General features: G+C 43.6%; 20 protein-coding genes. 13 read left to right on the top strand and 7 right to left on the bottom strand.

The window, feature by feature from the left end; genetic code table 11:
- Positions 1–44: 44 nt before the first annotated feature.
- Together MKX60_RS17235 and MKX60_RS17240 are read left to right on the top strand one after the other, a co-directional pair.
- Positions 45–575, top strand: coding sequence for a sigma-70 family RNA polymerase sigma factor (locus tag MKX60_RS17235; protein ID WP_341060539.1), 531 nt, complete (start codon positions 45–47; stop codon positions 573–575).
- Positions 568–1995: a hypothetical protein gene (locus tag MKX60_RS17240; protein ID WP_076282940.1), complete on the top strand. Its 1428-nt coding sequence runs from the start codon at positions 568–570 to the stop codon at positions 1993–1995. Before MKX60_RS17235 ends, MKX60_RS17240 begins: the two co-directional genes overlap by 8 nt.
- Before the next feature lie 91 nt (positions 1996–2086).
- Here MKX60_RS17240 and MKX60_RS17245 read toward each other — a convergent pair whose 3' ends face one another.
- Complete coding sequence (locus MKX60_RS17245) at positions 2087–2611, bottom strand: type 1 glutamine amidotransferase domain-containing protein (protein WP_339270601.1); 525 nt, start codon at positions 2609–2611, stop codon at positions 2087–2089.
- Between the two features lie 206 nt (positions 2612–2817).
- Between MKX60_RS17245 and MKX60_RS17250 the strand changes: the two genes are divergently transcribed.
- The 3 genes from MKX60_RS17250 (at position 2818) to MKX60_RS17260 (ending at position 5330) form a co-directional block, all read left to right on the top strand.
- Positions 2818–3270, top strand: coding sequence for a hypothetical protein (locus MKX60_RS17250; protein WP_341060540.1), 453 nt, complete (start codon positions 2818–2820; stop codon positions 3268–3270).
- Between the two features lie 264 nt (positions 3271–3534).
- Complete coding sequence (gene ccpA, locus MKX60_RS17255) at positions 3535–4545, top strand: catabolite control protein A (protein ID WP_042187330.1); 1011 nt, start codon at positions 3535–3537, stop codon at positions 4543–4545.
- Positions 4546–4634: 89 nt separating this feature from the next.
- Positions 4635–5330 carry a 5'-methylthioadenosine/adenosylhomocysteine nucleosidase gene (locus tag MKX60_RS17260; RefSeq protein ID WP_076299465.1) on the top strand — a complete coding sequence of 232 codons (696 nt, stop codon included), beginning with the start codon at positions 4635–4637 and terminating at the stop codon, positions 5328–5330.
- Positions 5331–5337: 7 nt separating this feature from the next.
- Here the strand turns inward: MKX60_RS17260 and MKX60_RS17265 are convergent, their stop codons facing one another.
- Complete coding sequence (locus MKX60_RS17265) at positions 5338–5970, bottom strand: GNAT family N-acetyltransferase (RefSeq protein ID WP_341054087.1); 633 nt, start codon at positions 5968–5970, stop codon at positions 5338–5340.
- 160 nt (positions 5971–6130) lie between these two features.
- On the opposite strand from MKX60_RS17265, the gene acsA reads away from it, so the two are divergent.
- Positions 6131–7855, top strand: coding sequence for an acetate--CoA ligase (gene acsA / locus MKX60_RS17270; RefSeq protein WP_076282936.1), 1725 nt, complete (start codon positions 6131–6133; stop codon positions 7853–7855).
- 83 nt (positions 7856–7938) lie between these two features.
- Here the strand turns inward: acsA and MKX60_RS17275 are convergent, their stop codons facing one another.
- Both MKX60_RS17275 and rpsD read right to left on the bottom strand, forming a co-directional pair.
- Positions 7939–10851 (bottom strand): transglycosylase domain-containing protein, encoded by a 2913-nt coding sequence (locus MKX60_RS17275; RefSeq protein ID WP_076299463.1) that lies wholly within the window; start codon positions 10849–10851, stop codon positions 7939–7941.
- Between the two features lie 145 nt (positions 10852–10996).
- A complete protein-coding gene (gene rpsD / locus MKX60_RS17280; protein WP_042187338.1) occupies positions 10997–11596 on the bottom strand; it encodes a 30S ribosomal protein S4 in 600 nt (199 codons plus the stop codon).
- A gap of 399 nt (positions 11597–11995) precedes the next feature.
- Between rpsD and MKX60_RS17285 the strand changes: the two genes are divergently transcribed.
- The 5 genes from MKX60_RS17285 to MKX60_RS17305 all read left to right on the top strand — a co-directional run bounded on the left by MKX60_RS17285 (position 11996) and on the right by MKX60_RS17305 (position 17062).
- The gene (locus tag MKX60_RS17285; protein ID WP_341060541.1) at positions 11996–13990 is read left to right on the top strand and encodes a sensor domain-containing diguanylate cyclase; all 1995 of its coding nucleotides are present in this window, start codon (positions 11996–11998) and stop codon (positions 13988–13990) included.
- A gap of 247 nt (positions 13991–14237) precedes the next feature.
- Positions 14238–14990, top strand: coding sequence for a hypothetical protein (locus MKX60_RS17290; protein WP_076299461.1), 753 nt, complete (start codon positions 14238–14240; stop codon positions 14988–14990).
- Positions 14991–15085: 95 nt separating this feature from the next.
- Positions 15086–16201: an aminopeptidase gene (locus MKX60_RS17295; protein WP_076282932.1), complete on the top strand. Its 1116-nt coding sequence runs from the start codon at positions 15086–15088 to the stop codon at positions 16199–16201.
- A gap of 106 nt (positions 16202–16307) precedes the next feature.
- Positions 16308–16553, top strand: a complete 246-nt coding sequence (locus tag MKX60_RS17300) for an HPr family phosphocarrier protein (RefSeq protein ID WP_042126831.1) — start codon at positions 16308–16310, stop codon at positions 16551–16553.
- Between the two features lie 212 nt (positions 16554–16765).
- Positions 16766–17062, top strand: a complete 297-nt coding sequence (locus MKX60_RS17305) for a YlaN family protein (RefSeq protein WP_042126833.1) — start codon at positions 16766–16768, stop codon at positions 17060–17062.
- A 94-nt stretch (positions 17063–17156) separates the two neighbouring features.
- Here MKX60_RS17305 and cax read toward each other — a convergent pair whose 3' ends face one another.
- On the bottom strand, positions 17157–18227 hold the full coding sequence (gene cax / locus MKX60_RS17310) for a calcium/proton exchanger (RefSeq protein ID WP_042187348.1): 1071 nt from the start codon (positions 18225–18227) through the stop codon (positions 17157–17159).
- 154 nt (positions 18228–18381) lie between these two features.
- Here cax and MKX60_RS17315 point away from each other — a divergent pair, with 154 nt between their 5' ends.
- Entirely contained in the window at positions 18382–18747 is a 366-nt protein-coding gene (locus tag MKX60_RS17315; RefSeq protein WP_042126837.1) for an Asp23/Gls24 family envelope stress response protein, read from the top strand.
- Between the two features lie 90 nt (positions 18748–18837).
- On the opposite strand, the gene ftsW is transcribed toward MKX60_RS17315, so the two are convergent.
- Together ftsW and MKX60_RS17325 are read right to left on the bottom strand one after the other, a co-directional pair.
- Positions 18838–20082, bottom strand: coding sequence for a putative lipid II flippase FtsW (gene ftsW / locus MKX60_RS17320; RefSeq protein WP_076282931.1), 1245 nt, complete (start codon positions 20080–20082; stop codon positions 18838–18840).
- Positions 20079–20426, bottom strand: coding sequence for a YugN family protein (locus tag MKX60_RS17325; RefSeq protein ID WP_076282930.1), 348 nt, complete (start codon positions 20424–20426; stop codon positions 20079–20081). Before MKX60_RS17325 ends, ftsW begins: the two co-directional genes overlap by 4 nt.
- Before the next feature lie 239 nt (positions 20427–20665).
- Between MKX60_RS17325 and MKX60_RS17330 the strand changes: the two genes are divergently transcribed.
- Positions 20666–21847, top strand: coding sequence for a M20 family metallopeptidase (locus MKX60_RS17330; RefSeq protein ID WP_076299508.1), 1182 nt, complete (start codon positions 20666–20668; stop codon positions 21845–21847).
- The last annotated feature ends 20 nt before the right edge of the window (positions 21848–21867 follow it).

Below are 21867 nucleotides of genomic sequence, written 5' to 3' on the forward strand. Positions count from 1 at the left end.
GGAATGATTTATGCGTGAAAGCAAGGGGGGAGGACAAAACAAGCATGGAACACATTATTAATGACGAAATGGAAATAGTCGCCACGGATGAAGACATATTTTATGAGCTGGTAGCTGAACAGAAAAGAAAGCTATACAGCATTGCTTATAGCTATTTACGAAACGAAGCGGATTCGTTGGAAGTTCTACAGGAGGCAACCTGCCGTGCATGGATTAAACGTAAAAGCTTAAAAGACTCCGAGAGATTTGCTCCATGGCTAACACGTATTCTGATCAATTGCTGTAACGATGAGTTGAAGCGCAGAAAGAGGAACGCTGTCACAGAAGCTGCTCGAAGTGATGTAGGGATCATGGAGATGAAAAGCGACCGCAGATTAGACATGGAACAGGCGTTGGAAGGGGTAAAACCGAAGTATCGCCAGGTGCTTGTACTCAAATATTACAAGGATATGACCCTTGCAGAAATTGCAGAGGTACTGGATAAACCGGAGGGCACCGTGAAGACATGGCTCAATAAAGGTCTGAAACAGCTGCGTGACAGAATGAAACGGAAGGGGGATCTATTTTATGGCTGAGTCTGAAGAAAAGCTGCTTAACGATTATTTTCAGAGAATTGATGTCGAGGCTGAGGAGATCCCGGATGTTAAGCTGGATGCCGCGATTCGCAAGGGGATGCAGCAAGGTAGCCACAAAAGATTCTCTTTTAGAAAAAGATACGCTGTTGTTGCGTTGGCGGTCCTAGCCATCGCTTTATTAATTATTGTACCTTGGGCACATCAGATGGCCAATCCTGTTCGTGCGCAGTTACCACCAAAAAGCTGGGGGAAGCTTGAGTTATTTAGACCCATTATTTCTAATAATCTGACGATTAAATCAGCACTTGATGCAGGTATGCTGAAGGAGGTAAATGTCTCTTCTCCAGAGATTGATGGGATACAATGGACAGTTAACGGAATTATGGCAGATCGAAGAGGCATTGTTGTGCTCTATACCATCCAGAACAATACGGATCAGAAGTTGCAAATGATAGGCCTGTCATTGAAAAAAAATCAAAAGAATAATTACGACCTCACCGGATATAGCGGGTTTAGCAATTCTAATGCACAAGAGGCAGGTTCACCTGGGACGACCCGCATGTTAGAACAAATCGTCTGGGATAAATATCGAGAGGATCTGACAGATGAGTTGAATATTACATTATCTCTATATCCAGAATCCAAGGACCCTTCTAGGTCGAGCATGGATATTAAAAAGCTAAGTGTTAAAATTCCGCTGGAAGACGATAACAACTATTTTAAGGGAGAACTTGTTGATCTGAAGGATAGTCTGTCTATTGGTGGACAGAAAATAAAAATGGATAATGTCTATATTGGACCTACGGGTATTTACATGCGGGAAACCTTTGACAAAGAGAATACAATGAGGATTTTTAATATGCTTTCACCTAAGCTGGTTATCGGGAAAGGGGAGCATCAAGAGGAGTTAATGCGGGTAAGTGGTGGTTCTTCAGTAGTAGGGGGCTTGAAAACTTATATCTTCCACAATGACAATATGAGACTTGCTGAACCAATCAAACTAGAAGTTGAAGGAATCTCTGCTCTAGATCAATCAAAGGCCGAGCTTGTGATTAACACGGAAACACAGCAGATTCTAAAAGCACCGGATAACAATCTAACGATTTCAAAGCGGATGGAGAACGAAGAGCAGGGAATTCTGTTATTGGATTACTTTATTCCTAAAGATGATATGGAGGCGCTTGCTGATAGCGGTTTTGCATTGGACGATAATTTTGTGGATAGTACTGGAAGTGGGCATTGGTTGGGACGGGTTAAAGATGGCTACTCACGATATAAAGAATTTAATGAAGATAGTAGGGGAACTACAGTAACCTTTTTCTTTAACATAGGGGAGGAAAAGCTACCACAACCCTTGACTTTCAAATTTAATTCTTATCCAAACGTAATCAAGGAGAAAGCGTCCATTCGAATTAAGTAAGTAGCTCGAAAGTCGAGTGAAGCAAATCAAGAGCCCTGTTCCTCAAATTGAGAGACAGGGCTTGTTTGATTTTAAACTTTAATTCTACTGTTTATTCCCCAGCTAACGCATCACAAAAAGCTTTGCCATAGGGCGGCAGATCTGGCGGGCGACGAGCAGAAATAATATGTCCATCCGTAACCACAGCTTCATCTTTCCATATCGCTCCGGCATTCTCCATGTCATCACGGATGCCGGGTGTGGAGGTGACGGTTACACCTTCCAGAATTTTAGCGGAAATTAATACCCAACCTGCGTGGCAAATCTGCCCAATAGGTTTCTTAGCTGCATTGAAATCCTGTACTAGCTTTAATACGGCACTGTATCTACGGATTTTATCAGGAGCCCAGCCGCCAGGAACTAAAATCCCGTCATAATCTGCGGCATTAAGATCGTCCCAGGAGTACTCCGCTTTTGCAGGCACACCATATTTGCCGATGTATGTTTTATCTTTTTCCAAACCTGCCAAGTGAACCTCAGCGCCTTCTTCTCTTACTCGGTACACGGGATACCAGAGCTCCAAATCTTCAAATTCATCGTCTACGAGTGCTATGACCTTTTTTCCATCTAGTCTCATTTTGTTAAGCTCCTTTCGTATCACATGATCCTTCATATTCTATCAAATTTAAAATACGAAGTCATCTAAAGGATTGTAAATTATAGATGAATTGCCAATTTAATCATTATATGCAATTAAAGAGGGTTTTAATCGAGGGAGGTCGAATATAGAAATTGAAAAGTCATACTTTGTACTTAATTCATTTCTTGCAAGAGGTGTAGAAGATGTATACAGATAACTTAATGGAGAAGTTGTGTAGCTGTGGTGGCCTCATGAACTTACATATGCATTCATTGATTTTTAATACGAGGGTGAAGATTACACATGTCCCTGTCTATACTTGTCCGAAATGTACTAGTTATGAGCCCTTGTCGTTTATTAAAGCAGATTTAGGAAAGTTAGTGAAAGAATTGAACGCGGATGTGCCAAGGCAAGATTTTTCGTTTACTCAAAGAAATGAATTAGCTAGTGTCCTAAAAGAAGCTTTGACAGAGGTTATTGTCGGAGGATTTCAAGAATTAGAGTTGGCTATCCGAGAGAAAATTCAGGCTAGAGTGGATATGTTACTTGATCTATACCGACTAGCTGAGGGGCTTAAAGACCAGAATTGGATGGAAGAAACTAGTCGAAGACTGTCTCAATTAACGTTCCAAACGACTAAAAACGCAAATTATTAAAACATTCTGTGAAAATAATGAAAAACTTTCACGGAATGTTGGATTTTTCACTCACTTTTTGTTACGATAGATAGAAGTTACATGATTGTGCTCGTGAATAGGGAAACCTACACTAGTCAAAAATTGTAATTAGGGGTTACGTCTTCAGCCTTGAAAGAAATTTTGAAAGGAAAATGAAGCGTTATCATTGCACAATTGTACAAAGTGTCGTATCATATTTTTAATTAGTCGAACGATAAAATTTATCGCAATGGAGAGAGTAATTTGACGGTAACCATTTACGATGTAGCTCGAGAAGCAGGCGTATCTATGGCTACGGTATCACGGGTTGTGAACAATAACCCTAACGTGAAACCGCAGACCCGGAAGAAAGTTTTTGAAGCGATTGAGCGTTTGGGATATCGTCCCAATGCCGTGGCGAGAGGACTTGCCAGTAAGAAAACGACAACCGTTGGGGTTGTCATCCCTGATATTTCAAACTCGATTTTTGCAGAAATTGCACGCGGGATTGAAGATATCGCGAACATGTATCATTACAATATCATATTGTGTAACGCGGATAAGCGTAAAGAAAAGGAAATCCGTGTCATCAATACCCTTTTGGAGAAACAGGTCGATGGTCTGCTCTTCATGGGTGGTACGGTAACCGAAGAACATATTCAAGCTTTCCAGACTTCTGCAGTTCCGATTGTCCTATGTGCTACACGGGATGAGAAGGGAACTTATCCTTCCGTTGACATCGATCATGAAACCGCTGCTTTTGATGCAGTGAATACTTTGATTCGTCACGGTCACCGAGAAATCGCAATGATCAGTGGTACACTCCAGGATCCTGCGAATGGATATGCACGTTTCCATGGTTATAAGAAGGCACTTGAACAGGCTGGAATCGAGTATCAAGAAGACTTGGTACGTATCGGTAACTACCGCTATGAATCCGGTGTCGAAGCCATGAAGTATTTCCTTGGACTCAAGAAGAAGCCAACCGCTATTTTTGCCGCAACCGACGAGATGGCTATTGGTGCAATTCACAGTATTCAGGATGAAGGCCTGAAGGTACCGGATGACTTCTCCATTATTAGTGTGGATAACATCCGTATGGCTTCGATGGTTCGTCCATTGTTGACAACTGTAGCCCAGCCTATGTATGACCTAGGTGCGGTAGCAATGAGACTTTTGACGAAACTCATGAAGAAAGAGACGGTTGAGAATCCGCGGGTTATCTTGCCTCATGAAACGATTCTCCGCTTGTCTGTTAATCATCTGAATAAGTAATTTAAGAACTAAACAGTACTTCCGTAAAAAGCTCCTTTTGGAGCTTTTTATGTTTTTTACAGAGTAAATCATCGGAGGAGGCGTTATCTTTGCCTGAAATAATCGGATTAATTGGTGCGATGGATGAAGAGATTAAGCTATTACTAGAAAGGATGGAGAATAAGGAGACGAAGGTCAAGGCAGGAATTCATTATTACATAGGAAATATATTAGGAAAGTCTGTAGTGCTCTGTAAATCTGGGGTAGGTAAAGTAAATGCAGCAGTTACGACACAAATTCTAATTGATTCCTTTGGTGTGTCTCGTGTGTTGTTTACTGGGGTTGCTGGGGCTGTGCACCCTGAATTGAATATTGGAGATATTGTTATATCATCTACTTGTGTTCAGCATGATATGGATGCTACAGCACTTGGCTTTTCAAAAGGTGAAATACCTTATCAGGATAATTCTGTCTTTCAGGCAGACCCTTCATTGGTGCTACTTGCTGAGAGGGCGTGTAACGAGTTAGGCCAAAAGTACTTGGTCGGCAAAGTACTTTCAGGTGATCAATTCATTTCTAATGCGGAGATTGTAGCTAAATTAAGAGAGGAATTGGACGGAGCGTGCGTGGAGATGGAAGGGGCGGCGGTTGCACAAGTGTGTGTGATGAACGCCACTCCCTTTGTTATTATTCGTTCGATGTCTGATAAGTCTGACGGGTCAGCAAATGTGAGTTTTAAGGAGTTCACGGTGGAAGCCTCAGGGCGCTCACATTCTATCTTAGAATATATGCTGCAGCACCTTTAATACTCGTTTAGTACATGAAGCGCTGTCTAAAGCGTACCCTGTCGAAAGTCTCCTGTGAGGACATAGGTACCTCTTGTCCAATACGAACCATTAGGCAGTTTGCTGGATGTGAACAGATTTCGGGATCATCCGTAGCATACCAAACCATATTTACAGTTTTCATTAGCCGCTCCATCATTTGACGATAAGCCCACACATCAAGCCCACTTCCTTTTAAATCCCAGTGCCAATAATACTCTGTTGTAAAGACGATACAATTCTCCAATTGCTCTTGCTCAAAAGCAGTGGAAATCAGCAGCCGGCCTAGTCCGGCTCCCCTATAATCATTACTCACCTCAATAGCTCCAAGCTCAATTAGATCCATCATTCCACCCTGTGACCAAAGCTCCATTTCATCCGGATAATGAAAAGTTACATAGCCTATTATAGTGCCATCTTCTACAGCTGTAATTATACGTCCTTCTGGCAGGCTAGCAATCTCTATGAGAGCTTCGTGCTGTTCAATCGGCTTGCGGAAGGCGTCAAGATCATGATGCATGTGGAGGGCTTTAAGGTCCTCTGGAGATCGGGGGCCACTTATTGTTATTGTTCTACCTTTATATGAAAGCGTATGGGAAACAGGGATTTTACGATGCTCCATAGCCGTGCTCCTTTCGGATGATAAAATATGGAATGTAAACGTTTGCTATGTTATACTAATTCAGACATAAAAAATTCACATTCATTGCATTGACATCATTATCTAAGAGAAGAGTCTTACCCTTAAAGCTTAAATCAAACGAGTGAGGGAGGCAAGAGTGATGGGTCAAGTCCATAGCGAAATTTTGCCTGGCCGTGTGCAGAGCTCCAATATGTCTGATTACACCCAGGCAGTAGCCAATTTTAAGTGGGAGGATGTTGAACGTAACTTCTCATGGTATGACACTGGAAAGGTTAATATGGCACATGAAGCAGTGGATCGCCACGTTCAAGAAGGACGGGGAGCGGCAACGGCCCTGCTCTACAGTGATGCGGTGCGGGATGAATCCTATACATTTGCCGATCTGCAGGAACGGTCGAATCGGTTCGGAAATGTATTGCGTAAATATGGTATCGGGAAGGGAGATCGGGTATTTATTTTTATGCCTCGTCAACCGGAACTATATTTTAGTTTACTAGGTATTCTGAAGATTGGGGCAATAGCGGGCCCTCTGTTCGAAGCCTTTATGGAAACAGCAGTTAAGGACCGGCTGGAGGATAGTGGTGCGGTTGCTTTAGTTACTACTCCTGAACTACTTCATCGTGTGAAGCGAGATGAGCTTCCGAATTTGCGTCATATTTTTCTAGTAGGCGGTACCACTGATATCGAGCAAGGTAACTTAGGTTTCACTGAGGAGATGGATAACGCGTCTTCTGAGCTCGAATTGGAATGGCTTGACCTGGACGATGGCCTTATCATGCATTATACATCTGGTTCTACAGGAAAACCTAAAGGCGTTTATCATGTGCAAAGAGCAATGATTCAACATTATTATACAGGTAGAGTGGTGCTGGATCTACGTCCAGATGATATTTACTGGTGTACAGCTGATCCAGGCTGGGTGACAGGAACATCTTACGGAATATTTTCTCCCTGGTTAAATGGGGTAACGAATGTCGTGAGAGGGGGACGCTTTAGTCCTCAGGATTGGTATAAGACGATTGAACGAAATAAGGTTAGTATTTGGTACAGTGCACCTACAGCATTTCGTATGTTGATGGGGGCAGGAGAGAGTTCAATTCAGGGAATTGATTTGAGCAGCCTGCGCCATGTCCTGTCTGTTGGAGAACCGTTAAATCCTGAAGTGGTGCGGTGGGGAGATAAGTTCTACAATCAGCGCATTCATGATACCTGGTGGATGACAGAGACGGGAGCGCAACTGATCTGTAATTATCCTGGAATGGATATCAAACCAGGTTCTATGGGCCGTCCGTTGCCAGGCATTGAAGCAGCGATTTTAGATGATCGAGGCAATGTTCTCCCACCATTCTCAATGGGGAATCTTGCAATACGGACGCCTTGGCCATCCATGATGAATTCGATCTGGAACAATAAGGCGAAGTATGAGGAGTATTTCCGCATTCCTGGTTGGTATATTTCTGGTGATTCTGCTTATATGGATGATGATGGATATTTCTGGTTTCAAGGACGGATTGACGACGTTATCAACTCTTCTGGTGAGCGTATAGGACCTTTTGAAGTGGAGAGTAAATTGGTAGAGCATCCTGCTGTGGCAGAAGCGGGTGTAATTGGTAAACCAGACCTGGTGCGTGGGGAAATTATCAAGGCTTTCATTTCGCTGAGAGAAGGCTATACTCCTACAGCTGCTCTCAAAGAGGAGATCGCGGCATTTGTTAAAGCCGGACTGTCTGCGCATGCTGCGCCGAGAGAGATCGAATTTAAGGATAAACTTCCTAAGACACGATCAGGTAAAATCATGCGGCGTGTATTAAAGGCTTGGGAGCTTCATCTCCCAACTGGCGATTTATCAACGATAGAAGATTAGAATGGATCATAAAAAAACACCGTTCCCTAATGAATTTAAGGGAACGGTGTTTTGTTGTGTGAAGTTATTCTTCGGACTACCGGTTAATGGTTTCCAGTCGTATTGCCGGCTGTACCACTATTACTGTTTCCGTTACTGCTACCTTCGCCAGATGGCGTTGAAGTAGGCGTAGGTAGAATGGTTCCAGGAATCTCGATATCCTCTCCTGGTGTACTCTCAGAGCCTGTAGGAGGCGTTGTCTCCGGTTGCTGATCTGGAGTTGGTGTTGCTTCCGGAGTTGGTGTAGTGCCTCCAGCAACGCTACCAGAAGCTGTCTCATTACCTGCGACATCAACAGCACTGACATAGAATGTTGCATTGGCACTCGCAGGAGTTCCTGGCGAGAATACCTTGCTCTCGTCAGCCATAATTACAGCTTGCTTCTGGAAAGACCCGCCGTTTAAAGAACGGTATAAGCGGTACCCTACTACATCTGGAGAGCCGCTTGGGGAGAAGCTGATCACAGCTTTTCCAGTGCTGTATGAGACACTTACATTTCCAGGAGCAGAAGGCGAAGTACCGTCGTCCACGCGTGGATCGACTTCAGTAGGGAAATCTGTCTTAGCATCGGCTGGCATATAATACTCCAGCGATTTATGCTCCTTCATCTTAGGGAAGGCTGCCAAGAGTTCCTTAACTAATTCCTGGATCGGCTTTTCACGTTTAACGACGATTTTTTCTTTCAGGAAATCCTCTGGTGTACCTTCGAGTGGGATATAGTTGACGCCATTGTAAGTAATATACTTGGCTTTCGAAATCCCATCGTCGCTCTCTTTAGGTACATATTTCGCATTGAAAAGATCTGTTGTGAATTTGTCAGTTAGAGCCGTTGGCAGCTTACCGCTGTACGCGGAAACTGTCTTTTTGGTAATTCCTTCAGGTTGTGTGAATTTGTCTGTAACGAACAAGTCTGGCTGCTTATCAATAACAGCATTCATGACTTTAGCCCATAAGGTCTGTGCTTGTCGTTTTTGTGTATCTCCTGTAAGGGTATTAATTTGTTCCTTATAACCAACCCACATGCCAAGTGTGACATCAGGGGTGTAGCCCATGAACCAGACATCTCCATAGTTCTGAGTGGAGCCAGTCTTACCTACAATCGGAACGTCTTTAAAGTGTTTATAATCTCTTCTTACTGTGCTTGCAGTACCTTCTGTGATTACTGTACGCAGCATATCGGTCATTAGATAAGCAGTTTGCTCAGAGAATACTTGTTCAGGGTTAACCTTGTGCTGATAAACGATCTTGCCTTCCGAATCCACAATCTTCTCAATCATATAAGCATCATTAAATGCTCCCTTATTGCCAATGGCGGAATAGGCATTGGTTAATTCCTCAACGGATGTACCGTATCGAAGACCGCCTATAACCCCAGTCTGCGCTCTGTAATCATCTTCGGTGAGTGTAGTGATCCCTAGCTTTTTAGTAAAGGCCCAAGCATCCTCTATTCCGACCTTCTCGTTAAATAGTTTAAGCGCCGGTATGTTGAGGGATTTATTAAGTGCATAGCGAGCCGTAACTAAACCCTGATAGCGATTGTTAGCATTTTTAGGGATATGGAAGCCTTTCCCGCCATCCTTCAAAATGATTGGAGCATCATCTAAGATTCCAGCAGGTTGAATCAGTCCTGCATCTAAGGCAGGTAAGTATGCTGAAATCGGCTTCATCGTTGAGCCGGGTTGCCGGACCATTTGGGTTGCGTAGTTCATTTGCTCGATATTAAAATCGCGGCCCTCAATCATACCGAGAATGGCTCCGGTCTTGTTGTTGATCAAAATGCCAGCCGTCTGTTCAACACCTTTTGTTTTGCTGTCCTTGGTGAAATTACTACTATCTTCGGAAATACTGTGCATTGCACTGTATACTTTCTTATCAATCGTGGTATAGACTCGGTAACCGCCGGTCATTAACTGTTGTCTTGCTTCCTCAAGAAGTACGGCATTATCACTAGAGCTAGTGGTATCAGCTGTACTGTTATTCTTTTCATTTAGTGACAAAAGAATCTCAGATGCTTTACGCTCCGTCTCCATCATTAGGTATGGATATGTAGCATAGGCTTTCTTAGTGTGAGGAGCGAGAGAGCTTTTAATATCAAACTTGAGTGCTTCATCATATTGGGAGGTAGTGATCTTGTTCTCCTCTAGCATACGACGAAGTACAAGCTGTTGACGATCCATAGCTCTATTGAACGCCTTTGCGTTGAATTCTCCAACGCCATTGAATGCTGAATAAGCGGAGGGGAGCTGTGGAAGACCGGCCAAATACGCCGCTTGGGCAATATTCAACTTGTCTAGATCATCCAGACCGAATATACCTTTGGATGCAGCTTTAATCCCAAATACGTTATAGCCATTCGAGCCATTACCGAACGGAACCTTGTTCAGATAAGCCGTTAAAATCTCTTGCTTGGTCAAGAAGCGCTCTAGTCTAAGTGAAAGTAGAATTTCTTTTGCTTTACGATCTTCTGTTCGATCCAGATTGAGAAATACACGTCTTGCGAGCTGTTGAGTAAGTGTACTGCCTCCGGTCTGAACGGATTCATTTAATATCTTTTGTTTGACAGCACGTAAGGTGCCTTTGAAATCCACGCCATTATGCTCATTGAAATTATTGTCCTCTATAGCGAGAACTGCATCAATAATAATCTGGGGGATGTCATTGTATTGAATGAGCCTTCGATCTTCTTCTGTACGAAGCTGGCCGATCGGTGCGCCATCACGGAAGTATGCGAATCCGGTGATCGCATTTTGTCCGACTTGCTGTTGAATCATTTCCTCAGAGCGAACAGGTTCATCTTTCACCATGGAAGTGACATATCCTGCTGCTGCACCACCGACGAACAGAATGCCTATTATGCCAAGAATAAACATCCACTTAACTACAGAACCGAACCTGCTAAGCCCAGATCTGCGGGGTGAAGGCTTCTTTACGTTTTTTTTCTTGTTCTCTTGAACCATCGACGATAATTCCTCCTTTTAACGGAATTATTATAGCACAAATTGGCGATTTTGAATGCAGTCGGAGTGTTCATTACCTATTAGAATAACAAAAAGCCTCCGGATAAATCCGGAGGCTTTGGTCATACTCGCTATAAGCGAGATATTAACGGTTGTAGAACTCGACGATTTGTTTCTCATCGATATCCTGGGAAAGCTCGGAACGTTCTGGCAAACGAATGTATTTACCTTCGAAAGATCCTTCAGCAGATTCCAGGTAAGCTGGAAGGTGGGAACGGTTAGCAAGAGCTTCTTTGATGGAAGCCATGCTTTGGCTTCTTTCGCGAAGACCGATAACGTCGCCCAAGCTTACACGGTAAGAAGCGATGTCGACTTTTTTGCCGTTAACAGTTACGTGTCCGTGGGATACCAACTGACGTGCACCAGCACGGGAGTTAGCAAATCCAAGACGGTAAACTAGGTTGTCCAAGCGGCTTTCAAGCAAGAACATGAAGTTTTCGCCCGCAAGACCTGGAAGCTTTTGTGCTTTAGTGAAGAGAGTTTTGAATTGTTTCTCTCCCAAACCATACATGTGACGCAGTTTTTGTTTTTCCAAAAGCTGCATTCCGTAGTTACTTACTTTTCTGCGTTGGTTAGCTCCGTGTTGTCCTGGTGGAAAAGGGCGTTTCAAGTCTTTTCCTGTACCGCTAAGGGAAATGCCCAGACGGCGGCTGAGTTTGAATTTAGGTCCGGTGTAACGTGCCATGTTATAGTAGACTCCTTTATAATTGAAATTTCAGGGTAGGGCCTATTTGCGCCGCATTTCGTATCCGTGATTAGCATTAATGGCTTCCACACTGCCAGGGAAGTTCAGCCGCTGCCCTGGCAGTAACGAAATGCGTGAGGGTGACACAACGTTACGCCCAAGTAAGACTTGTTACAGTCTTGTTCAACAATAAATATTATATGAATACAGTATATAAAGTCAAGCGCTTATTAAAAGAGTTTTTGTCAATCTTTGTCGATAGTTCTTTGGTCCTAAAAAAAAGTCCCGGAAATGATGAAAATATAATGCAATGCACAAAGAAAGGGAGTAAAATATAGTTAATTAGTTGTTACTAGGGAAGATAGTTTTCTTAATCAAGATGCAAAGGGGATCTTCGTTATGTCAGAGCAGAAAGCATACGCCCATAAAGACAGCCGTATGCTGTTACAGGACAACTTACACGCTAGTAGAGATTCCGAAGATCCCACCGCCTGGCTTAGGGAAACGGAAATAGTAACGCATGACTTCCCTTATCTAGCAAATTTGATTGCAGACAGTTTCAATGAATGGTTTGGTGGGCTCAATGTCCTTCCATTCTCTAGATCATGGGAATGGTGTGTGCTGAATTTTGAAGGTAAATATTTAAACAATAGTTTGGATCAACAAGAACTATGGAGGCAGCAGTGGGAACAGGCGGCTGCTTCTAGCTTGATTTCAGAAACAATCTCTGCCGTTCCGTTAACCGTAGAAGGTAAGGATCTGAGTTTTTTTACCATACCGCTGTTCACTCGCGTCGACAATAAAATTTTTGCATTTTTGGGCTGTTCTATGCCTACGCAACAATATGAAATGGGTGGACGAGATACTGCAGAAGCTATGTCGCTGCATTACCGCACCTGTTTTTATCATAAGTTTGAACATATATTTGTAGCTGATCTTGCAAGTACCCATATTCATGCAGAACGTGAAAGCAATCGTCGTTCATTGTTATTTCAGATTGTTCAGCGGATGCATGACAATATTGATGTAGATGCTGTACTTTCGGAAGTCATTGATAGCATCTCTGCGATGTATCCTGGAGCCAGACTCGATCTGTATATGTCACAAGATCATCGCAGCACTAATCCGCAGGTCAAACCGTTACCTTTCCACATGTCCAGTGATGATGTCTGTGCCAGGGCGTTCAAGGATGGACGTGTTGCGCTGCACACTAGTGATGAAAATCACCGAAATGTAGAAATAGGACTTCCGTTAGGTGGTAAGCAGGGGGTTTATGGGGTATTCCATATGGTGATGGATAATCCAATCTTCCCTGACGTTGATTTACGGTTTCTCACAATGGTAGCCGATACAGCAGGGACTGCTTTTGAGAACGCCAAGCTTTATGAGCGCTCCAATCAGCTAATCCGTGAGCTTCGCATGAGTAATGAGCTTACCCAGCGTTTGAATCAAAGCTTGCGTTTAGGCGATATTTTTCAATTTGCGTTTGAAGAGCTACTTGAAATGTTTGGTGCAGATTACTGCTGTATCTTACATTTGAATGAGGAAAAGGGTGGCCTAGAAGTTATTGCCTGCAACCATCCCTCATTGCAAAATGAAGTATTAGAAGTAGGGGCAGGTTTAGGTGGAAAGGTGTATTCCACAGGTGAATCACTGATCATGTCTGACTACATAGATAATCCTAAGACAACTTCCCGACTAATGAATGCTACCGGTTCGCAGTCGTTGATTGCCACACCTCTTAGTGTGGGTGGAGAAGTGCGAGGTGCGATTATGCTGGCACATCGAGATTCTCATTATTTTTCCTATGACAACTACAGGCTATTGCAGGCGATGGCGGGACATATTGGTCTAGCAGTAGGTAACGCCAGGCTACATGCTGAAGTCAGACGTCTTGCGAATAGAGATAGCCTAACAGGTCTCTATGCTCGTCATTATTTGGACCAAGAGATAAAAGAAAGACAGTCTACGGACTTCTGCGGTTGTTTAATTGTTGTGGATATTGATCAGTTCAAAATCGTGAATGATACCTATGGTCATCAAAAAGGCGATAAGATTCTAAAAGAGGTTAGTGAAATTGTGAAATCTTCCATCCGTCAAGGCGACATTGCTGCGAGGTGGGGTGGGGAGGAGCTCTCCGTTTATTTACCGTTAATGGGAATGCAGCAGGCGGGTTATGTAGCTGAGCGTATACGCAAACGCGTTATGGAAGAAACCGAACCTAGTGTAACGGTATCCTGCGGAATAGCGGAATGGAGCTGGATGGACGATCGAGTAAGTGTTGAGTCATTATTTTATCGAGCGGATATGGCGCTGTATAAAGCTAAGAATAACGGCCGGAACCAAGTTGTTTTTGATACGAAAGAAAAGGATAGCAATATTAAGAACCCGTGAGGTAAGCCTTATGGGTTCTTTTTTTATATGCACAGTTATTCTGGCTCTAATTGCGGTATAAGGCTTGCAGGAAGGGAGAACCCTATACGTGGGTTGTACTTAAGTAAAATACTCCGAGAAAGGCCTGAGGTCCGTGAGAAAGCTATTATTACTTAAGGGAGGAGTCCCTCTAGTTCTGACACTGTATTGCCTGTTATGTAGCGGATGTAGTGTCATAAGAGACAAACCTGCGAAGGAAGATTTAAGTTTGGCGTTGGCAGGGATGGCTGGAAGTGATGAGGTTGTTTTTGAAGGGGCGAATATGCTGAAACGAGGGGGAACAACGGTTCCTGAATCCTTATTGTTCTACGGAGGCACAGTGGAGGATCATAAAAAGGTCAAGCTGTACACGCTTCTTCCAGATAAATCTATGACCAAAAAAACAGCAGCTGATGGCGTTAAAGACTTAAAGAGTAGCGCATATGCTCTGAAACCTTATTACAGTCAGTTAGAGAAAAAAGAGGGCAGATGGGAACTTCAGACTACTGAAAATTCCTCGGAGGAGGGAAATCCATTACCTGCGCTAAATCCGCTAAAGCAACTTGAGGAGCTTGAGTCCATGGAGACGAGTGTAACCGAAGAGGCTGGAGCTGGCAGAGGGACAAGTGTGCTGCGAATCGAATTGACGCCTTCAGAGGCTAGAAAGCAGCTGTCAGCTGAATTGGAGAAAGAGATGCAGAACCTTCGTCCTAAAGTCCCCGAATCCGCTGAGAACAACGCAGAGGCTGATCAGGCAGTGACGAAAGCTTTGGAGAAGCTGTGGCAGAAGAAAAATAATGAGCTACAGCAAAAGCTGAAACAGGCTAATGTAGAAACGGTCTACCACCTAACGGTTGATAAGAAGCATAATCTTCCCAGAAGGCTTACCTTGAATCGAAAAGTAAGCTATTCCGGTGAAATGATGAATAAATCTGAAAATGAAACTTATGTATCTAAGGTGGATTTCACAGGCTACCGTTAATCTTTACATGGTTATGCAGGTCTTGCGCTCCATAAAGGGCGTGCTACAATAGAAAAGCATGCTTATTTTTCAGACAGAGGAAGGAAGAGTACACAATGAAAGATCCCAGAATTCAAAAGCTGGCGGCAAATCTTGTAGGTTATTCCGTAGATGTTCAGCCAGGCGAGAACGTGCTTGTAGAAATGATTGGCAATGAAAGAGATTTAATCAAAGCTGTTGTTGAGGAAATCGGTAAAGCTGGCGGTCATGCTTTTGTTCAGTTGACAGATCGTACAGTCCTACGCAGCATGCTTAAATATGCAACACGTGAGAGTCTTCAGACATGGGCTGAAATTGACTTGAACCGGATGAAGCAAATGGATTGCTATATCGGCATCCGTGCAGGTGAGAATGTAAATGACCTGTCCGATGTTCCAGAAGAAAATATGAAATTGTATAATTCTTTGTATTCCCATCCAGTGCATAGTGAACAACGCGTGAAGCATACGAAGTGGGTAGTATTACGTTATCCCAATGCGAGTATGGCTCAGCTTGCAAATATTAGTACAGAAGCATTTGAGGACTTTTATTTCGAAGTGTGTAATTTGGATTACGCCAAAATGGACAAGGCTCAGGATGCATTGGCTGATCTCATGCGCAGAACAGATAAGGTACATATTTCAGGTCCTGGAACAGATCTTAAGTTCTCCATCAAAGGAATCGGTGCAGAGAAATGCTCTGGACAAAAGAATATTCCGGATGGCGAGGTTTACAGCGCTCCTGTTCGTGATTCTGTAAATGGAACGATCAGCTATAATGCACCATCCGTTTATAACGGAGTGACTTTTGAAAATATCAAATTCAAATTCGAGAACGGTAAAATTGTTGAAGCAACAAGCAATGACTCCGCTCGCTTGAATGAAATCCTGAATTCAGATGACGGCGCACGTCACATTGGAGAATTTGCCATAGGCTTTAACCCTTACATTTTGCACCCAATGAATGACATTCTGTTCGATGAGAAAATTGCAGGCAGCCTGCACTTTACACCAGGACAAGCATATGATGTTACAGATAACGGAAACCGGTCCTCCATTCACTGGGATCTTGTATTAATCCAACGTCCAGACTATGGCGGCGGGGAGATTTATTTTGACGATGTATTAATCCGTAAGGATGGAATCTTCGTGTTACCAGAACTGGAAGGTCTGAATCCTGAAAACTTGAAATAAGCTGTAAAAGTAAGAAAACACCTTGCACAAGTAAGCGGATTCAAGGTATCATAAGAAATGATTACAAATGACTTATGTTTCATAATCAAGTTGCGGAGGGATTTCTATGTCCAGTAACAATGCGGCAATCGTTGATATTGCTCAAACGGCAGGTCAGTTCAACTCTTCAATCGTTCTTCAAGCGGACAACAAGTACATTGATGTTAAGAGTATCCTTGGTTTGTTCACGACTTTGGTATCAAGCCAAAGCTACGAGCTTCATGTTCACGGAACAGATGCAGAAGAAGCTAAGAAGGCAATGAGTGAAGTTTTTGCTAAACACGGTTTGAACTTTACAGTTGTAGCTGAGTAATAGTTGTATGTAAAGACGTCCTACCGATTTACGGTGGGGCGTTTTTTCTAGAAATAGATGAGGAATTAATGCCATCCCTTATAAACAACATAGCTGCTTCTTTCAAATAAATGGTTAGTATAAACAGAATTGTTGTATTGATATCCGATTTCGACTAATATTAAGTAAAATAGTAAAAGCAGCTTAACTTTTGGACATGGGGGGGAAGAGGCATGACTTCGTCGGAATTACAGGAACAGTTTAATCTTAAAGCGATCAATCTTCTACAAGAAGATGCCGATAAAATTCAGCAACTTATTGAAGTGCAGATGGAAAATCTGGCAACACGCTACTGCCCTCTCTATGAGGAAGTGCTCGATACCCAAATGTACGGTTTCTCAAGAGAGGTCGATTTTGCGGTTAGAGCAGGTTTGGTGCCAGAGATTACCGGTAAAATGGTGCTGAGTAAGCTGGAGCGGAATTTAGCAGTACTCTATGAGGCATTGAATAACAAAGCAAAAGAAGAATAAGTTTTGATTTATAGTATTCATAGAAACGCACATGAGGACAGATCGTCACTCATGTGCGTTTTTTTTGAGAATTATAGAATGAATAGGTAGGTATTTATACTAGATAAAAGGAGACTCCGAGAATTAGATAAACCGTTAATAGCAAGAGACCCTCATACCAGTTGGTCGAGCCATCCTGAGTGATTGATTTGGCAATAAAGACCGCGACGCCAATGGCGACAATTTCGATCGTTGTAAACACAATGTCCATAGTATCACCCATGAAATAACTGGCGAAGATAAGTACAGGCGCTACAAATAGTGCAATTTGAAGACTGCTCCCGACAGCTATTTCTACTGCCGCACCGATTTTGTTCTTCATGGCTAGCATAATGGCTGCACTATGTTCTGCGGCATTACCGATGATTGCCACGAGGAAGGCGCCTACAAACAGTTCACTAAATCCAAAGCGCTCAGTTAGAGTCTCAAGCGTCCCTACCAGCCACTCACTCACAAAGGCTACCATTACGGTAGCAAGAAGTAGATAAAGGATGGATCTGTTTCTGGACCACTTAGGCGCATGCTCATGAGCCATTTCTTCCTTACCGGCTTCTGTAACGTCCTCTAGATGTTTCTTGTGCGTAATCATGGAGAAGACCAGCCAGGCCATGTACGAAGCGATGAGCAGCCCAGCAACGATTAAACTCAGCACGTCTGTATCTTTTTCAGTTATGGAATGGGTATTGAAGAACATAGCCGGTACAAATAAAGCGATCACCGCTACGATCATAAGGGAACCGTTCATACCGGCAAGGGTTACGTTAAAGTTCTGTACTTTGAACTTCATTCCGCCAGCGAAAATACTTAAACCGAGGACAAGCAGCAGATTGCCAATAATGGAACCGGTAAGACTGGCTTTCACCATGTCGAACAGTCCTTCCTTCACTAGGAAAAAGGCAATGATTAGCTCTGCGGCATTACCGAAGGTAGCGTTTAGGAAGCCGCCTAACCGCTGTCCAGCATAATGTGCTACACTTTCTGTGGCGCGGCCCAGAAAGCCAGCCACAAACACAACGGCTACTGCAGAGAGAACGAACTGAAGCGTGTGGTCCCAATCTGCATAATGTCCTATGGCACTAAGGATAAAGGTGATTGCCAGCAAAGCTGGTGAAATCCATTTTTTCAATGTAAAGTACACTCCAATCTATGTATTCAGGATCAATTCATAATCAATATACCCAAATTATTCCTAAGTGTAAACGAGAAAGCGAGAAACTGATTTGCTTTTTAGCCTGTTTAGGAATTACAATAATTGATAATGAGTTAAGGGGGGATATGGCATGGCAGAACAACTTCAATTGGAAATGGGAAATATACGAATTTCAAATGACGTCGTCTCGAAAATTGCCGGATTGGCTGCCTTGGAGACTCCAGGTATTGCAGCCATGTCAGGTGGCCTATCAGAGGGCTGGGCAAAGCGTCTTAGTGGTAAGAACGTCCAAAAGGGCGTTACCGTTGAAGTGGGACAGCTAGAAGCAGCAGTAGACCTGCGTATTATAGTTCTCTATGAAACTCCGATACATGAAGTGTGCCGGATGCTTCAACAGAACGTACGCGAAGCTGTGGAGAGCATGACTGGACTTCATATTGTTGAAGTGAATGTCAAAGTTGAAGGCGTAGCCTTCAAGAACGATGAAATTGCTTAATGCAAAAGAGCTTGTACACAAAAAAGCAGTCCAAGATATTTAACTTGGACTGCTTTTTTATATATTCTATTACATCCGGATTTATGAATCTTACCTTGAACGAACTTGTCTAACCGTAGTTACAGATTTCGTGACTTCCTCTTTAGCTGGAAGATTAGTTTCTCTTGAAATGCTCAGCATAATTCCCATGGACAGCATACTCACAAGAAGTGAAGAACCGCCGTAGCTGATAAATGGCAAGGTTACACCAGTAAGCGGAATCGTCTTCGTTACACCACCAATATTGACAAAGGCCTGAATGGCAATGAGGCCCATAATACCAATGCCCACTAGTGTGCCAAAGGGATCCTTACACCTTAATGCGATTAAAATACCTCGCCAGATAAAATACAGATATAACATCAGAAATAATGCCGTTCCTACAAAGCCGAATTCTTCACCAATCACAGGGAAAATAAAGTCCGTATACGGGTATTTAAGATAATCCAGCTTTTGAATGCTTTTGCCAAAGCCAGAGCCACTGACTCCACCTTGTCCGAGAGCGGTCAAAGACTGAATAATATTATATCCTTCGCCTTCAGGATCCTGATAGGGATCTATGAAAGCTTGAATACGGCCTTTTTTATAGTCTTGATTGGCGGCTACTTTGTCGGTTGCGGGGGAAAGGGAATCAATCGCTGCTTTAGCCCCCATAACAATTCCTACCCCTAGCACCAAGAGTGCAATAGAGCCCAGGATATGCTTCATGCTGGCACCGCCTGCATAAATGACAAGTCCACTGGTAGCCACGAGAATAAGGCATGAGCCCAAATCTGGCTGCATCATAATAAGTCCGGCAACTATACCCACAATGACCATTACAGGGATATATCCTGTACGGAAATCTCTAAACCGTTCACCTTTTTTGGTAATTAGTGCAGAGAGATACAGGATAATTGATATTTTGGCCAGCTCGGTAGGTTGGATCCCTAGCGTCCCGATACTTAACCAGCTCTTGGCGCCATTGATTCTTTCGGAAAAGGCTACAAATAGCAGGAGAATTATGGTGATGATAAAGATAGGCACATACCACTTCTTGAATTTACTGTAGTGAATGTTCATGGCTGTAAACATAACAACGATTCCAAGTACGATCCATATCATCTGGCGTTTCATGAAAAATAGAGGGTCATTACTGAACTTCGAGCTTGCTAAGGTCAAACTGGAGCTAGCACTGAAGACCATGACTAGACCGAAACCCACAAGTAGTAGTGTTAAGATAAGTAGTTGGAAATCGGGTGTTCCTCTTTTGGGCAGGCTGACATTTTGTTTCGTCTTTCCCTTTCTGTTACTCAAGCCTCCAACATCTGCTTTAATTCGAGAATCCGAGTAGCAGCAGTGTCCAATACTGGTTTAGGTACCGGGGAGTCATACTCCAGGCCATGGGGGAATGTTGCTTTCCCTAAGTATACGGCTTCAATTGCAAGTACGGCATCAGCTTTCTCCAGCTTCCCCTCGACAGCGCGAGTGTTGATGCGTAGAAAGTATTCGCCACCATCCTGTGGGTCTTCAATTTTGCAGTCGTAAGTGGCACGATAGTATTCCCATTGCCAGCGAATGAAGCCAGCCTTTGTCGCACTCTCGTCCAGATAGAGAAGATCACTCTTCAATCCTACGAGGCCCGTGTTCTCAAAAATCATAGCACGCATATCCCCCTTATGAAGTATAATGATGAATTCATGATCCGTTTGCTGATGTTCTACCTCATGATAGTATGTTTCTAAACGTTGTGCAAGAGTAGGCACCTCCTAACGATACCCAGTTTTTTGCGTTTCTGCTACAATAAAAGAATTATAGCCGTATACGGCTGGAACAAAGTGTACAGGACTGCTGTCGCATGCTATTGATGCGGGTTTATGAAGAAGGGGATGGAGAACGTATGAAGAGCTTAGCGGTTGATTCGCTCATGCCGGAGATCGTGGAATGGAGACGCCATTTACACCGTCATCCGGAGTTGTCTTTTCATGAAAAGGAAACGTCAGCATTTATAGCAGACAAGTTAGCAGAATTCGGCATCGAAGTTAGAAGAAGCACGTCCGGGTATGGTGTAACAGGTATATTGCGAGGACATCGGCCGGGGAAAACGGTAGTCCTTCGCGCGGATATGGATGCACTACCTATTAAAGAGGAGAATAAGAATGACTACGTTTCGCAAAATGAAGGGGTTATGCATGCCTGTGGGCATGATGGACACACTTCAATACTGCTGGGTGTAGCCTTTTACTATAGCAGCCGCCTTGAAGAGTTAGAAGGGGAGCTGCGTTTTCTTTTTCAGCCTGCGGAGGAAGTATGCCCGGGTGGAGCACAGGGGATGATTGCCGAAGGCGTGCTGGAAGGCGCGGATGCGGTGTATGGTTTGCATTTGTGGACTCCGCTTCCAATGGGGACCGTGGGCAGTGCGCCAGGACCTCTTATGGCATCTGCTGATGAATTTTTCATTGATATCATCGGCAGGGGCGGACATGGCGGTATGCCGAATCGCACGATAGACAGTATTGTAGCCGGGGCAGCGCTTGTGACTCAGCTTCAGAGCATCGTAAGCCGCTCTGTGAACCCGCTGGAGCCCGCTGTTCTCAGTGTAGGAACCATTCAAGGGGGATTCGCCCAGAACGTCATAGCTGAGCGTTGTCGCATTACAGGAACCGTACGGGCGTTCGACGAGGAGACCCGTTATCTGATCCGCAGCAGAATCGAAGAAATGACAGTTTCAATAGCTGGCGCATACGGTGCAGAAGCTAAGATAGACTATGTTATGGGATATCCGCCACTCGTAAATCACGAGGGGGAATACCAGCGTTTTTCCGAGGTGGCACCGGGAGCACTAGGAGAAGCTGTTCAAGTGATTCGCATGGAAAAGCTGATGCCAGCTGAGGATTTTGCCTACTATGTAAAAGAAATTCCTGGCTGCTTTATGTTCGTAGGGGCTGGGAATCCAGACAAAGATGCAGCTTACCCGCATCATCATAGCAAGTTTGATTTTGACGAGGATGCTATGTTGCATGGGATGAAATTATTGATCGCTATGGCGAATTCCTGTTTGCAAGAGAAGACAATCGTATAATTTCGTTTCATAGAGGAGAA

Origin of the sequence: Paenibacillus sp. FSL R5-0914 (assembly GCF_038004525.1) — a bacterium.
Lineage (GTDB): Bacteria > Bacillota > Bacilli > Paenibacillales > Paenibacillaceae > Paenibacillus_AQ.